The sequence below is a fragment of the Pseudonocardia sp. NPDC046786 genome, from assembly GCF_040645415.1.
Classification (GTDB): domain Bacteria; phylum Actinomycetota; class Actinomycetes; order Mycobacteriales; family Pseudonocardiaceae; genus Pseudonocardia; species Pseudonocardia kongjuensis.
The window spans coordinates 1-13,639 of record NZ_JBEYYF010000005.1; the positions used below are offsets into that span (position 1 = coordinate 1).

General features: G+C 73.3%; 16 protein-coding genes. 11 read left to right on the plus strand and 5 right to left on the minus strand.

The window, feature by feature from the left end; translation table 11 throughout:
• Nucleotides 1–121 precede the first annotated feature (121 nt).
• The 4 genes from ABZ881_RS07320 to ABZ881_RS07335 all read left to right on the plus strand — a co-directional run bounded on the left by ABZ881_RS07320 (nt 122) and on the right by ABZ881_RS07335 (nt 4,315).
• Nucleotides 122–1,006, plus strand: a complete 885-nt coding sequence (locus tag ABZ881_RS07320) for a MoxR family ATPase (protein WP_358482576.1) — start codon at nt 122–124, stop codon at nt 1,004–1,006.
• A gap of 155 nt (nt 1,007–1,161) precedes the next feature.
• Complete coding sequence (locus ABZ881_RS07325; RefSeq protein WP_358482577.1) at nt 1,162–2,070, plus strand: serine protease; 909 nt, start codon at nt 1,162–1,164, stop codon at nt 2,068–2,070.
• A 113-nt stretch (nt 2,071–2,183) separates the two neighbouring features.
• Nucleotides 2,184–3,620 carry a VWA domain-containing protein gene (locus tag ABZ881_RS07330; RefSeq protein ID WP_358482578.1) on the plus strand — a complete coding sequence of 479 codons (1,437 nt, stop codon included), beginning with the start codon at nt 2,184–2,186 and terminating at the stop codon, nt 3,618–3,620.
• Nucleotides 3,621–3,694: 74 nt separating this feature from the next.
• Nucleotides 3,695–4,315, plus strand: a complete 621-nt coding sequence (locus ABZ881_RS07335; protein WP_358482580.1) for a DUF4232 domain-containing protein — start codon at nt 3,695–3,697, stop codon at nt 4,313–4,315.
• A 4-nt stretch (nt 4,316–4,319) separates the two neighbouring features.
• Here the strand turns inward: ABZ881_RS07335 and ABZ881_RS07340 are convergent, their stop codons facing one another.
• Together ABZ881_RS07340 and ABZ881_RS07345 are read right to left on the minus strand one after the other, a co-directional pair.
• Nucleotides 4,320–4,895 (minus strand): hypothetical protein, encoded by a 576-nt coding sequence (locus tag ABZ881_RS07340; protein ID WP_358482582.1) that lies wholly within the window; start codon nt 4,893–4,895, stop codon nt 4,320–4,322.
• 330 nt (nt 4,896–5,225) lie between these two features.
• Nucleotides 5,226–5,474 (minus strand): hypothetical protein, encoded by a 249-nt coding sequence (locus tag ABZ881_RS07345; protein ID WP_358482584.1) that lies wholly within the window; start codon nt 5,472–5,474, stop codon nt 5,226–5,228.
• A gap of 431 nt (nt 5,475–5,905) precedes the next feature.
• Between ABZ881_RS07345 and ABZ881_RS07350 the strand changes: the two genes are divergently transcribed.
• From ABZ881_RS07350 to ABZ881_RS07375, 6 genes are all read left to right on the plus strand, one after another.
• Entirely contained in the window at nt 5,906–6,946 is a 1,041-nt protein-coding gene (locus ABZ881_RS07350; protein WP_358482585.1) for an iron-siderophore ABC transporter substrate-binding protein, read from the plus strand.
• 136 nt (nt 6,947–7,082) lie between these two features.
• Nucleotides 7,083–7,424: a hypothetical protein gene (locus tag ABZ881_RS07355; protein ID WP_358482586.1), complete on the plus strand. Its 342-nt coding sequence runs from the start codon at nt 7,083–7,085 to the stop codon at nt 7,422–7,424.
• A 390-nt stretch (nt 7,425–7,814) separates the two neighbouring features.
• Nucleotides 7,815–8,447 carry an alpha-ketoglutarate-dependent dioxygenase AlkB gene (locus ABZ881_RS07360; RefSeq protein WP_358482588.1) on the plus strand — a complete coding sequence of 211 codons (633 nt, stop codon included), beginning with the start codon at nt 7,815–7,817 and terminating at the stop codon, nt 8,445–8,447.
• 9 nt (nt 8,448–8,456) lie between these two features.
• Nucleotides 8,457–9,050, plus strand: a complete 594-nt coding sequence (nadD, locus tag ABZ881_RS07365) for a nicotinate-nucleotide adenylyltransferase (RefSeq protein ID WP_358482591.1) — start codon at nt 8,457–8,459, stop codon at nt 9,048–9,050.
• 95 nt (nt 9,051–9,145) lie between these two features.
• Complete coding sequence (locus ABZ881_RS07370; RefSeq protein ID WP_358482593.1) at nt 9,146–9,352, plus strand: hypothetical protein; 207 nt, start codon at nt 9,146–9,148, stop codon at nt 9,350–9,352.
• Nucleotides 9,353–9,772 carry a PIN domain-containing protein gene (locus ABZ881_RS07375; RefSeq protein WP_358482595.1) on the plus strand — a complete coding sequence of 140 codons (420 nt, stop codon included), beginning with the start codon at nt 9,353–9,355 and terminating at the stop codon, nt 9,770–9,772. It abuts the gene before it with no gap.
• Nucleotides 9,773–9,842: 70 nt separating this feature from the next.
• On the opposite strand, the gene ABZ881_RS07380 is transcribed toward ABZ881_RS07375, so the two are convergent.
• The gene (locus tag ABZ881_RS07380; RefSeq protein WP_358482597.1) at nt 9,843–10,754 is read right to left on the minus strand and encodes a putative RNA methyltransferase; all 912 of its coding nucleotides are present in this window, start codon (nt 10,752–10,754) and stop codon (nt 9,843–9,845) included.
• A 313-nt stretch (nt 10,755–11,067) separates the two neighbouring features.
• Between ABZ881_RS07380 and ABZ881_RS07385 the strand changes: the two genes are divergently transcribed.
• Complete coding sequence (locus tag ABZ881_RS07385) at nt 11,068–11,550, plus strand: hypothetical protein (RefSeq protein WP_358482600.1); 483 nt, start codon at nt 11,068–11,070, stop codon at nt 11,548–11,550.
• Nucleotides 11,551–11,640: 90 nt separating this feature from the next.
• Here ABZ881_RS07385 and ABZ881_RS07390 read toward each other — a convergent pair whose 3' ends face one another.
• Nucleotides 11,641–12,216, minus strand: a complete 576-nt coding sequence (locus ABZ881_RS07390) for a GNAT family N-acetyltransferase (RefSeq protein WP_358483091.1) — start codon at nt 12,214–12,216, stop codon at nt 11,641–11,643.
• Nucleotides 12,217–12,553: 337 nt separating this feature from the next.
• Nucleotides 12,554–13,552, minus strand: a complete 999-nt coding sequence (locus ABZ881_RS07395) for an Abi family protein (protein WP_344020331.1) — start codon at nt 13,550–13,552, stop codon at nt 12,554–12,556.
• Between the last annotated feature and the right edge of the window lie 87 nt (nt 13,553–13,639).

The window sequence follows — 13,639 nt, forward strand, 5'->3', positions numbered from 1 at the left end:
CGGGGGGGGCGGGCGCGGCCGGCGGGGGGGGGGGGGCGGCGGGGGGGGGGGCCCCCCGCCCCCCCCCCCGCCCCCGGGGAGGGGGCGGCGCCGCGTCCGGGAGCAGGGCAGGATGATCGCCGTGACCCCACGCGACGCGACCCACCAGCCCACCTTCGGTTCGGTGGCCGACGTGGTGGAGCGGCTCGGGGACGCCGGCTACCTGGCGTCCACGGCGGTCGCGACCACGGTGTTCCTGGCCGACCGGCTCGGGAAGCCGCTGCTGGTGGAGGGTCCGGCCGGGGTCGGCAAGACCGAGCTGGCGAAGGCGGTGGCGGCGGCGACCGACGCCGGACTGGTGCGGCTGCAGTGCTACGAGGGCATCGACGAGGCCCGCGCGCTCTACGAGTGGAACCACGCCAAGCAGCTGCTGCGGATCACCGCCGGCCGCGGCGAGGAGGGCTGGGACACCACCCGCGACGACGTGTTCTCCGAGGAGTTCCTGCTGCCGCGCCCGCTGCTCACCGCGATCCGCCGCACCGACCCGACGGTGCTGCTGGTCGACGAGATCGACAAGGCCGACGTCGAGGTGGAGGGCCTGCTGCTGGAGGTGCTGTCGGACTTCCAGGTCTCCATCCCCGAGCTCGGGACGGTCACGGCGAACCGGCGGCCGTTCGTGCTGCTCACCTCCAACTCCACCCGCGAGCTGTCCGAGGCGCTCAAGCGGCGCTGCCTGTTCCTGCACCTGGACTTCCCGGACGCCGACCTGGAGCGCCGGATCGTGCTCACCCGGGTCCCGGAGCTGACCGAGCAGCTCACCGACGCGCTGGTCCGCACGGTGCGGGTGCTGCGCGCGATGGAGCTGCGCAAGGTCCCCAGCGTCGCGGAGACCATCGACTGGGGCCGCACGCTGCTCGCGCTCGGCCTGGACACCCTCGACGACGACGCCGTGCGGGCCACCCTGGGCGTCGTGCTCAAGCACCGTTCGGACGCCGACAAGGCGGCCGCCGAGCTGCGACTCAACTGAGCCGGACGGACGGTTACCATCCGCCGTCCGGCCGAGCAAGAGAGCCGCTCGATGGAGTGAAGATCGGCGATCCGGCGGTACGTCGCGTAACCGCGGGGCGCCGCGCCAGTTGAGCCGGGTGACCCGACCGTGACGAATCCGGAGGCCCGACGCCGATGACCGCCGTGCCGGAGCGCGACCGCACCACCCGGGCAGCCCGCCCGGCCGGACCGGCCCGCGGTCACCTCGCCCGGGCCGGCGCGGCGGCGGCCGTGCTGGCGCTCGTCGTCGCGGCCGCCGGGACCGCGTCCGCCCAGGAGGGGCCCGGGTTCGCGACGCCGGACGAGGCGACCGTCGTGCCGGGCGTGATGACCTACACCGCGGGCGAGGCGCAGTGCACCGCGAACTTCGTGTTCACCGACGGCGCGGACGTCTTCCTCGGGCAGGCCGCGCACTGCGCGGGCACCGGCGCCACCACCGAGATCGACGGCTGCGAGACCGGCTCGCTGCCGCTCGGGACACCGGTCGAGATCGAGGGCGCGGAGCACCCGGGCACGCTGGCCTACTCGTCCTGGCTGACCATGCAGGAGACCGGCGAGACCGATCCGGACGCCTGCCGCTACAACGACTTCGCGCTGGTCCGGATCGACCCGGCCGACATCGGCCGGACCAACCCGACCATGCCGTTCTACGGCGGCCCGACCGGCGTCGACCCGGACGGCACCCGGGCCGGCGATCCCGTCTTCGGCTACGGCAACTCCTCGCTGCGCCAGGGGATCACCGCGCTGCGCCCGAGGACCGGCGTCTCGCTCGGCACCACCGGCGGCGGCTGGACGCACCAGGTCGGCACGGTGCTGCCGGGCATCCCGGGCGACTCCGGCTCGGGCTACCTCTCCGGTGACGGCACCGCGCTCGGCGTGCTGTCCACGCTGAACCTCGCCCCGGTCGCGGGCGCCAACGGGGTGTCCGACCTGCGCAGCGCGCTCGACCACGCGAACGGCCCCGGCGGCTTCGGCGGTGCGCTGCGGCTGGTCACCGGCGAGCTGCCGTTCACCCCGAACCCGGTGCCGGTGGACCTCGGCTGAGGGGTGGAGGACCCCGCGGTGTGGGACCGCGGTGAACGACGACGTCCCGGCCGTCGCTCGGCGGCACGGCCGGGACGTCGCGAAATGTCGGTCCCCTCGCGCATGATGGGTCGGTGACCGCACCGCCGACGTCCGGCCCTGAGCACGGCCTGCCCGGGCATCTCGTCGACTTCGTGTCCGCGCTGCGCCGGCACCACGTCGCCGTCGGGCCGGGAGAGACGGTCGACGCCGCACGCGTGCTCGGCGCGCTCGACCTGCTGCACCGCGACCAGCTCCGCGAGGGGCTCGCCGCGGCGCTGCTGCGCCGGTCCGGCCAGCGCGACACCTTCGACGCGCTGTTCGACCTGTGGTTCCCGCCCGCGCTCGGTGCCGGGGTGTCCGAGGTCGACGTGCCCCGCACCGACGACGCGACCGGCGACGGCACCGGCCCGGTCGACGTCGACGCGCTGCGCGAGATCCTCGCCGATCTGCTCCGCGACGGCGACGAGGAGACCCTGCGCGAGCTGGCCCGCGCCGCGGTCGAGGCGATCGGCACGTCCGGCGCCGCGGGCCAGGGCGTGCGCGGGCAGGCCGCACAGCCCAACTGGTCGGCCTACCAGGCGCTGAACGCGCTCTCCCCGGACACGCTGCTCGCCCGGATCCTGGACGGGCTGCGCCACGACGAGGACACCGACTTCGTCTCCGAGGTCCGCCGCCGCGAGATCCGGGACCGGATCGCCCGGTTCCGGGACATGGTGCGCGACGAGGTGCGCCGCCGGACGGCCGAGCAGCGCGGCCGCGAGCAGGTCGCCCGCTCGGCGACCCCGAAGCAGCCGGACCGGGTCGACTTCCTCACCGCGAACACCGCCCAGCTCGCCGAGCTGCGCCGCACCGTGCATCCGCTCGCCCGGCGGCTCGCGTCCCGGCTGTCCGCCCGGCGCCGCCGGGCCCACCGTGGCCGGCTGGACCTGCGGCGGACGCTGCGGCGGTCGATGTCGACCGGCGGGGTGCCGATGGAGCCCGCGTACCGCACCCGCCGGCCGGGGCGGCCCGAGCTGGTCGTGCTGTGTGACGTGTCCGGGTCCGTCGCCGGCTTCAGCCACTTCACGTTGCTGCTGGTCCAGGCGCTGCGCGAGCAGTTCTCCAAGGTGCGGGTGTTCGCGTTCGTGGAGCGCACCGACGAGGTGACGCACCTGTTCGAGCCGGGCGCGGAGCTGGGCGGGGTGATGGCGCGGGTGCTGCGCGAGGCCCGGCTGACCGCGTTCGACGGGCACTCCGACTACGGCAGCGCGTTCGGTGACTTCGTCGAGCACTACGCCGCGGTGATCACCCCGAGGACGTCGCTGCTGGTGCTCGGCGACGGCCGGACCAACTACCGCGATCCGAACCTGCGCGGCCTGGCGATGATGACCGGCCGGGCCCGGCACGCGCACTGGCTGAACCCGGAGCCGCAGCGGATGTGGGGCACCGGGGACTCCGCGGCGAAGAAGTACGCCGACGTGCTGCCGATGCACGAGTGCCGCACCGCGACCCAGCTCGCCGACGTCGTGGAGGGGCTGCTCCCGGTCTGACCGCCGCCACCCGGCCGGGTGGACCGGGCGGCGTCCGGATGCGGGCGAGCGGTCCGTGGCGCAAGGGTGTCCCCATGAGGATCACCCGGGTGCCGTTCGCGGTGGCGTCGTGCGCGGCCGGCCTGCTGCTCGCCGGCTGCGGCGGCGACGGCTGGCCCTCGGCGGGCGGGCCGGTCGCCACCCCGTCGGCGCCGGCGTCGACGTCGGCGTCCGCGACGCCTGCTCCGGTGACCGGCACCGCCACCGGGACACCCGCGCCGACCGGCGGGAACGAGGACGGGACCGGCCGGTGCACCGACGCCGAGCTGGACGCCGCGGTCGGCGCCACGACCGGGGAGGCCGGCCAGCGGCACACCACGGTCGTCTGGACCAACACCTCGTCGCGGTCCTGCACGACGAGCGGGTTCGGCGGCGTCGACCTGCGCGGTCCGGACGACCCGACCTTCGGCCCGTCGTACTCGCTGCCGCGTTCCGCAAAGCACCCCGGCCCGGTGCGGCTGGAGCCCGGGGGCACCGCGCACACGGTGATCACCTGGCTGCCGGGCGGCGACTGGACGCCCACCGAGCTGGTCGTGACACCGCCGGACGAGACGACGTCGTCGGTGCTGGGCTGGCCGGGTGCAGCGGTACAGCGGCAGGACGGCGCGACCCGGCCGGGCAGCTACATCGGGCCGGTGACCGCCGGGGCCGGCTGACCGGTCAGGGCCAGGGCCGCCACGGAGTGCCGGTGCCCTCGAAGCGCGGCACGACGTGCCGGCGGTCCGCGATCCGGTGCAACGTGTACGCCGACCAGGTGTGCCGGGCCAGCGTGGCCAGCACCAGTACGATCAGCCCGGCCGTGACCGGGCCGAGCCAGGGCAGCGATCCGCTCGCGTTCGCCACGGCGACGACCAGCGGGCCGAGCAGGGCGAACGTCGCGCCGGTGAGCTGCGGCAACCGGGCGTCGGCCTGCACGTCGACGGCGACGAGCCTGCGCTGCTCGGCGTCCGGCGTGCCCCCGGAGCGCAGCAGCGCCCGGGCGGCGGCCCGGTCGGTGGCCAGTCCCATGTCCGGACCGCGGGCGGGCGCGACCCGGGCCGGGGTGCGGGAGGCGTACAGCCACAGCAGCACGACGCCGACCGCGCTCAGCACCCCGCCGCCGACGACACCGGCCAGCAAGTACTCGGCCCGGGACAGAACGTCGGTGGCGACCGAGAACACGACGCAGAACCAGGCGACGCCGGCCAGCGCGGACGCCTTCCCGGCGACGACCGCCCGGGTGGACGGTGGGCGCACCGTCGGCCACGGCCCGGCCGGGGTGACGTGGCCGGTACTGGGCTCCCCGGCTGCCGGCCCGGTACGCGTGCCGTGGTCGGGCCCGCCGGCGGCCGCGGATCCGGCTGCGGGACCGGCACCGGCCGCAGTTCCGGGCCCGGCCTTGCTGCCGGGTCCGGGTCCGGGTCCGGGTCCGGGTCCGGGGTCGCCAGTCGGGTAGCTCGGGAGGTCCGGCCGGTCGGCGACGGCGGGGGAGCGGGGGCCGGCAGGTCGGGGAGCCCGGTCACCGGCGTCCGGAGCGCGCATGGCGGCGACGCTACCCGCGGGTCACCCCGGGCCGTCCCGACGGTCTCAGCCGGCTCGGTGGGTGTGCACGTCGGCCCGCCGAACGGCGTGGTCGAGGATCTCCGGCATGATCCCGGCCCGCCGGGCGGCAGCAGCGGGCAGGCGGCTGCCCGACACGGCGGCGGCGACGAACCCGACGAACCCGATCGCGATCACCACGGGGCCGAAGAACGTGATCGCGTCGGGATCGGTCCGCACCGCGAGGAGCGCGAGCTGGAATCCCACGACGGTGCCGAAGAAGGGCACCTGCACCACGTCGATCGACCAGGTGGCACGGCCACGGCGGCGTGCCGTCGGCCGTCGGCGTCCAGCTCGCGTCCGGCGAGGAGTGCCCGCCGTGCCGGCCGGCGGTCCCGCCACCGGGAGGCCCGCAGCACCTCCGGGTTCGCGACGCGGCCGGGCCGGCTGCCGGGCAACCGCCATGTCGCGACGGCGGACGCGAGCAGCAGTACCAGGCCGGAGGCCCACACGATCCACTGCCAGGCCGCGAGCCCGTCCACCGCGAGTAGGGCCGTCAGCGTCACACCACCGGCCGCGAGCAGGGCGACACCGCGCTGGAACCAGCGCATCTCCGGCGTCAGCGGGGTCAGCACGGGCCATGTCGTGTCCATCGCCACGACCGTATCCGAGCCGATTCCACCGGTGGTGAGGTTAGGGTCGCCTTCCCCGTCAGAAAGAGGATCTCCGTGCCCGTCGCAGTACCGCAGTCCACCGTCACCCGCCGTGGGGTGCTGGCCGGAGCCGCCGGCCTGTTCCTGCTCACCGCCTGCGGGGGGAACGAGCGCCCGGCCGACACCACCGCTGCCGGCACCGGCGGCTTCCCGGTGACGATCCCGCACGTCCTGGGCGAGACGGTGGTCCCCGAACGCCCGCAGCGCGTCGTCACGCTGAGCGCGGCGAACGCCGACGTCGCGCTGGCGCTCGGCGTGGTGCCGGTGGCGATCCCGCGGACCGTCTACGGCGGTGACGCCGAGGGAGTGCTGCCCTGGGTGCGTGACGCGATCGAGGCGTCCGGTGGAGAGTTCCCGCAGGTCATCGGCACCGACGATCTCGCGGCGGTCCCGCTGGAGCAGGTCGCCGCGGCCCGGCCGGACCTGATCCTCGCGACCTACTCGGGCCTGACCCCCGCCGAGTACGAGCAGCTGTCGTCGATCGCGCCGACCGTCGCCTACCCGGATGCGCCCTACTCCACCGGCTGGCAGGACCAGACCCGGATCGCGGGTGACGCGCTGGGCGAGCCGGAGCGGGCCCGGGAGCTGATCGACGAGACGCAGGCACTCCTCGGCGGGGCGGTCGAGCGGTTCCCGCAGCTGGCGGGCCGGACCTTCGTCTACTCGGGCGGGATGGACGCCGGTTCGCTCGGCGTGTTCCGGGCCGGCGACGTGCGGGTCCAGCTCGTCACCGACATGGGGCTCGTGCTCGCGCCCTACGTCGAGGAGAACGCCCCCGGCGGCGACGAGGTCTACTACACGGTGAGCCCGGAGCTGGTGTCCGGCGTCGAGTCGGACCTGCTCATCGCGTTCTTCGCGACGCCGGAGGAGGAGCAGGCGTTCCGCGCCGCCCCGGGCGTCGACCTGATCCCGGCGATGGCGGCCGGCGGTTTCGCGCCGGTGGTCGGCGCCGACCGGGTGGTCGCGAGCTCCGCGCCGTCGGTGCTGTCGATCCCCTGGGTGCTGGACTCCTACCTGCCGATCCTCGGCGAGGCCGCGACGCGGGCCACCTCCTGACGGCGCGCCGCCGCCGACCTGCGACGACCTCGGAGCGTGACGCGATCGGGTGACGCTCCGTTGCGGTCGCACGCAGTCCTCGTTACCCCGGCAAGACCGTTTGCGACGGTCTGTCGATCAACAAGGAGGTTGTGAGATGCGGAAGTCCGTTCGCGGCGCGATCGTCGGCGCGGCCCTGCTCCCCCTGGCCGTCGCAGGCCCCGGAATGGCCTTCGCCGGCTCCACCGGCTACGAGGAGTCCTCCGGCAAGGACCACTCGAAGCACGAGGACCACGGCAAGGGCCACCACGGCAAGGGCCACGGCAAGGACGGTGACCACGAGCACGGTCACCACAAGCACGACAAGAAGCACAAGCACGAGCACGGCCACGAGAAGGACGAGAAGAAGGAGTCCCCGGTCCCCGAGCCGCTGGCCGGCGTGCTCGAGCTGATCACCGGTGCGACCGGCGGGGAGATGGCTGCCGGTCCGGTCGGCTGAGCAGACCGCCCTGGTGGGCGGGCCGGTTCGGGTACGAGGGGGCCTCCGGACCGGCCCGTTCGCCTGTCCGGGGTCGGCTCAGGCCGCCGGCGCCGGGTCCGACGACGGCGGGTCGCGCAGCCGCCGATCGCGCACATGCTGCCGACGAACACGTCGCGCACCGGGGAGTGCCAGTACCGGCTGATCGAGTCACGCAGTCCGTCGCCGCCGAGCGCCGGGTCCCCGATGACCAGCACGAACGGCAGGCCGATCCCGACACGCCGACCGCCCGCCGGAGTCCGAGGTACGACGGGACGGCGCGCTCGGCGCGCGGAGTCGGCGACGTCGTGACGAAGATCGTCCCAGCCGGATTGCTCGAACTTCTGTTCGATTCGGGATAGGCTCCGTCGGGTGGACGCGTGCTGGCAGGGATCGCTGTTCGCCGAGGTCGGGGCGGAGCCGGCGCCGGTGTTCCGGCACGAGCTGGCGCACGGTGCATGGGTGGACGTCGCACCCGGCTGGGTCCCCGGGCCGGACGCGCTGTTCGACCACCTGCGCAGGTCGGTGCCGTTCCGCGGGCACCGCCGCCGGATGTACGACCGGATGGTCGACGAGCCGCGACTGACCCACCGCTGGACACCGGACATGCCGGACGGGCCGCCGGTGCGGCTGCGGGACATGGCCGCCGAACTGGGGGAGCGGTACGGCGTCCGGTTCACCCAGATCGGCGTGAACCTCTACCGGGACGGGGCGGACGGCGTCGCGTGGCACGGCGACCGGGTCGCGCGGGAGCGGCCCGAGGCCGTCGTCGCGCTGGTGTCGCTGGGGGCGACCCGGCCGCTGCGGCTGCGGCCCACCGGGGGCGGGGCGTCGGTGTCGTTCCCGCTGGCGTCCGGCGACCTGCTGGTGATGGGCGGGAGCTGCCAGCGCACGTGGCAGCACAGCGTGCCGAAGATGGCGGTGTCCGGGCCGCGGATCAGCGTGCAGTTCCGGCACCTGTATCCGGGCGCACCGGGGCTGCACCAGGCCGGGGGAGCGACATAGTCTGCGGCGATGCAGCGCAAGATCGGGGTGATGGGCGGGACGTTCGATCCCATCCACCACGGCCACCTCGTGGCGGCCAGCGAGGTGGCCGACCGGTTCGCCCTCGACGAAGTGATCTTCGTGCCGACCGGGGAGCCGTGGCAGAAGTCCGACCGCGACGTCTCACCCGCCGAGGACCGCTACCTGATGACGGTCGTGGCGACGGCGTCGAACCCGCGCTTCACGGTCAGCCGCGTCGACATCGACCGGCACGGCCCCACTTACACCGCGGACACCCTGGCCGACCTGCACGCCGCGATGCCCGAGGCGAAGCTGTTCTTCATCACCGGCGCCGACGCGCTCCAGCAGATCCTGTCCTGGCACAAGATCGACGAGCTGTTCTCGCACGCCCACTTCGTCGGTGTGACGAGGCCGGGCTACGAGCTCGCCGACGGGCACCTGCCGCGGGGGTCGGTGACGACCGTCGAGGTGCCGGCCATGGCGATCTCGTCGAGCGACTGCCGGGCGCGCGTCGCCGCGGGGCGGCCGGTCTGGTACCTGGTGCCGGACGGGGTCGTCCAGTACATCTCCAAGCGCAGCCTCTACCTGAATCCGGGACGCTGACCTGCCGTCGTGGCGGGGACCCCGTTGAGACGCGGGCCTCCTGCGCCACGTGTCTCGGTCCTCGACAGGTGGCGGTGTGGCATACCATCGTCGTCGTGGGTGCGGAGGGTGAGCGCGAGGAGCTGAACCGTCTGGTGCAACAGTTGCCGGACGAGGACGTACCTGCTGTGCTCTCCGATCTGCGTCAGCGGTTGGAGGGCGTGCGGCCGTGGCCACCGGCGTTCTTCGGGATCGAGCCCGGGGACGGCACCCGGGCCGGGGCTGATCATGACGAGATCCTCGCTGAGGGGTTCGGCCGATAGGTGATCGTCTGTGACACGGGGCCACTGGTGGCGGCAGGCCTGTCCAGAGACCCCGATCATCGGGCGTCGGTCGATCTGTTCGCGGCGCTGCATATGAGCGGCCGCCCGATGCTGATGCCCGCGCCGATCGTCGCCGAGGTCGGCTATCTGCTGCAGCACAAGGGTAGTTCGCGGGCGGAGTCAGCGTTCTTACGATCGCTTGCCGCCGGAGACTTCCGGACCGTCGAGCTCACCTCCGCCGACTACGCGCGGATGGCGGACCTCGTCGAGACCTACGCGGACCTGCCGCTCGGGAGGAGCGATGCGTCTGTGGTCGCGCTGGCGGAGCGGCTGGGGATCGCCGAGGTCGCGACCCTCGACCACCGCCACTTCCGTATCGTGCGGTCGCGGCACGTGGACGCGTTCACCCTGCTGCCCTGACGGCAGGCGACTGCGCACGGTCTCCGGAATCGGGCGTCCGGGGCGATCTCCGATCGCCCGACGTGTCGCGTCATCCGGCGCCCCGGGTCGCATCCCGACGGAGGACGACGACGTCCACCGCGGCGGTCAGCCCCACGATCCGCGGAAGCCGTGCGAGCACGCGATCACGATGGTCTCCGTCGACGTGATGGGCGCTCGGCCCCATGCCGACGAGCGCGCGGACCTCGCCGGGCTCCAGAGCGAGCCGCCATCGCACCTGTTGCCGGGCGACGGCCGTGAAGCCCGCGAAGGCGTGGCGCAACCGGTCCGCCTTACGGGCGTCTACGCCGACCACGCCGAGTCGGCCGCGCAGCTCGCGCAGATGGTCGGCGCCCGCGGTCGCGACGATCGCGATCCCGTCACGCGTCAGGACACGATCGATCTCCGCCGGTGTCCGTGGACCGAAGACGTTCAGCACGACGTCGGTCGATCTCGACGCGAGCGGCAGTGGCTGCCACATGTCCGCGCCGACGGCAGCGGCCCTCGGATGGGCGCGGCCTGCGCGTCGGAGCGCCGCCACGGACAGGTCCAGGATCACGCCCCACGCACCCGGGAGCGCGTCGAGGGCGGCTCCGAGATAGTGGCCGGTGCCTCCGGCGAGATCGGCGACGAGTCCGTCCTGCCGGGGAGTGTGCTCGACGGCGAACGCCGTGATCGTCGAACGCAGTGCCCCGAAGTGGCCCTGTCCCAGGAACGACTCGCGTGCCGCCACCATCGCCGCGGTGTCCCCGCGGTGGCGGCGCCGGCCGGGCAGCAGCGTGACATGGCCCTGGCGGGCGATGTCGAAGGAATGCCCCGCCGGGCACCGAAGGGTGTCGGTGTTCCGTTGCAGCGCAGCGGCATCGCACAGCGGGCACCGCAGCCGTCGGAGAACGGCGTCCAGCGGGGTCGGGTATCGGGTGGAGCCGTCGGAGTGGCAGCAGACGGCGGGTGTGGTCTCCACGGTCGCGCAGTCCCTGTGAACCGGAGGGGGACGCGGCGGTGGCACGTCTGCACGACGAGCCCATGTCGGCACGGGTCAGAGGCCGTCGGACCGCGAGGCCGGACGGCGGGGTGCACCGCCTCAGGCGGTGCGGGGGCGCTTCGCGAGCGGGAGCCACATGGGCCCGGACCCTACCTGCCCGGTCGTCGTCGAGCGTCGAGCCGACACCGGATCGGATGACGATCCGCAGTCGCAGTAACCCTCGTTGGACCGTTCGCGACACAGTGGGCAGAACCCCAGCTCACGGGGTCGGCCGTCGGGTAGAGGGGGGTCCATGGGAATCGGTCGCCACGTCCTGGTCGCTGCCGTCGCCGCCACCCTCGCCGCGTCCGCGTCCGCGTGCAGCGCCGCGTCGGGTGCGGACCGGGTCGCCCTCGAACCGGCGGCCCCGTCGGCGACGAGCTCCTCCGCGCCCGCCACCGGTCTGCTGCCCCGGGTCGATGCCGGCTCGTCCGGGCTGCGGTCGGCGGTGGACGAGGCGATCGTGGCGACCCACGACCGGGTCGCCGCGGCGGAGAGGCGGGCGCAGGAGGCTGCCCGTAGCAGCGAGCACCCGGACCCTGCGGGGGCCGCGCGGGCGACGTCCGATGCCGGCTGCGCGCAGCGGGTGATGGCCGCCGGGCAGTTCGACCCGTCCTGTGCGGCCTACCAGGGGTACCTGGACCCGGGTACGTCCGCCGGTCGCGCGCCGACCAGCGGCGAGGTTCAGCTGCAGTACGCCTGCGAGCAGGGCCTGGTCCCCGAGGACGACTGCTGACGCCGTGCTCGGCGTGACCGCCGGCGGGCGGTGCCGGTCTACCGGTGTCGCCTCGTAGGGTCGGTCGATCGCCGTACATCCAGCGCTGTATCAGAAGTGAGATCCCTGAGGTGGGTGGCGTAAGTGTCGGCGGAGAGCAGCGGAAGCGGGGCTCGACGGTCGCGGAAGAGTGCTCGTAGCTCGTGCCGATAGCGCAAGGCTCGAATCGTGACTCCGGCCATCAGGTCGTCCTTGCCTTGGCCGTCGCGAGCCCAGCCGGTGGCCTCGTAGAAGGCCTGGGCCCGGATTGTTGGTCTCCAGGACCCACAGCGTGCCGGTCCGATACGCACTACCCAGCTCTGCGAGCGCGCTGTGCATGAGGCGGCTGCCCAAGCCCTGTCCCCACGAGGTGGGGTCGATGTAGAACGACGCGATCTCGCCCGTCGAGTCCGGACCGTCGTCGCCATCTCGGCTCGGTACAAGGTGAGCGAAGCCTGCGACCCGGGCGTCGTGGTCCTCGATGAGCAATGTGCCGCGGCCCGGCCACTCTGCCGCTTCGATCTCGGCTTCCCAACGGGCCACGCGGTCCGTCGCGTTCAGTGAATCCAGGAGTTCGTCCGGTAGCTGGCCTCGGTACCCGGCCTGCCACGATCGGACGTGGACCCTCGCGATGGCGCCGGCGTCCATTGGCTCAGCGCGTCTCACGGCCACCCTCCTCACGCTAGCTCGCCTCCGCGGCCGATGGCGGATGACGGCGCGAGCGCTATGTGGGTGCGAATCCGGTACGGACCAGCCCGGCCGACGGCGACCGGCGGCCACCAGTGAATCCGCATTTCAGCGGCCCGATCAACGGTGGTTCGGCCGGTCGGTCCTTTCCCAGCGGCAGTACATTTCCGAACGCAGCCCGTCTATGTGGATCCGGGACGCTGAGCTGTCTTCCTCTCGCCGGGACGCCCACGGGGACAAGATCGTCGAAATGGGCCGTTGAGGCCGGACCCGTACCGAGTGGGTGTCGACGAGGGTGTCAGGGAAGGAGATGCGGTCGCCAGAAGTCGTCGGCCGCCCAGCCGTCGGGGACGCCCATGCCGCGGAGATTCATCTGGGGCCGGGTACTGAGGAGGTTGTGCAGCCGCCTTGCCCACCCGCTGCCGGGGGACACCGAGCCGAGAACCGATTGCAGGGACACGAGCACGGGGTAGAGGCGCTTTCGCGACCGCTCCGGCAGGGAGTCCGCTCCCTGGAGCCATGAGATCGCGGGTGTCGTCGGGATCGCGGGGTAGACGCCGAGGCCGACGTTCCACAACCGCCCGTGATGGGCACAGATGTTGCGCGCGCGGACATAGGTCTGCATCCAGGACTCCAGTACGGGGGTGGTCAGCCCGAGGTTCTTGGCGACCGCAGTCCGGTCGGCCCGCCTGCCCAGGTTGCGGTACGCGCCGGCCAGCTGACCGATCGTCAGGGTCTCGACCATCAGCCAGGACGGCGGAAGCTCGGGTGAGCCGTACGTCGTCAGGTAGTGCTCGAGGGCCGAGCGGTGGACCAGCGAGTCCTCGCCGGTCTCCGGTGCACCGCGCAGCCGCTCGTCGCAGGTGTCCCGGACGATCTTCAGCAACCTCGTGTGCCTGCGGGAGTCGCCGAAGTGCCTGCTGCGCATGTACCAGTGCGGGTCGCCGTACGTCGTCGACATGTGGTCGGTCAGTGCGGTGCGCACGGCGACCTCTACGCGCTCGAGGGCGTCCAGGACCAGCAGACGCAGGGCGCGGTCGAAGGTGTAGAGGTCGAGCACATCGTCGAACGCCGTGCCTTCCCGGAACTCGTGGTCAGGTTCGCCGTGCCGGAACGGGATCGTGTAGGGAGAGATGCGGTAGTAGCCGATGTGCTGCAGGTGCCTGCGAGCTCGGTTCGGGTCCGGGATCCTCAGTCCGCGATCTGCGAGCCGGTCGACGAGCTCGTCCAGGCTCAGCGGCGGCTTGTCGTAGGGCAGCGAGCCGCGGGGACGAGGCGGACGAGGTCGTGGAGGCATCCTGCGCACATCCCCGACCCAAGCAGACGAAAAAATCCCCCAAGTGCGCATCGAGGAGAGGCGTGGGGGATGTAGTGGTGCGATGTT

What these genes read in the sequence shown, in the direction of transcription:
- ABZ881_RS07395 (WP_344020331.1), bottom strand. Translation starts at nt 13,552, where the DNA reads ATGCCTCCACGACCTCGTCCGCCTCGTCCCCGCGGCTCGCTGCCCTAC.
- nadD (WP_358482591.1), top strand. Translation starts at nt 8,457, where the DNA reads ATGCAGCGCAAGATCGGGGTGATGGGCGGGACGTTCGATCCCATCCAC.
- ABZ881_RS07325 (WP_358482577.1), top strand. Translation starts at nt 1,162, where the DNA reads ATGACCGCCGTGCCGGAGCGCGACCGCACCACCCGGGCAGCCCGCCCG.
- ABZ881_RS07390 (WP_358483091.1), bottom strand. Translation starts at nt 12,216, where the DNA reads ATGGACGCCGGCGCCATCGCGAGGGTCCACGTCCGATCGTGGCAGGCC.
- ABZ881_RS07355 (WP_358482586.1), top strand. Translation starts at nt 7,083, where the DNA reads ATGCGGAAGTCCGTTCGCGGCGCGATCGTCGGCGCGGCCCTGCTCCCC.
- ABZ881_RS07385 (WP_358482600.1), top strand. Translation starts at nt 11,068, where the DNA reads ATGGGAATCGGTCGCCACGTCCTGGTCGCTGCCGTCGCCGCCACCCTC.
- ABZ881_RS07335 (WP_358482580.1), top strand. Translation starts at nt 3,695, where the DNA reads ATGAGGATCACCCGGGTGCCGTTCGCGGTGGCGTCGTGCGCGGCCGGC.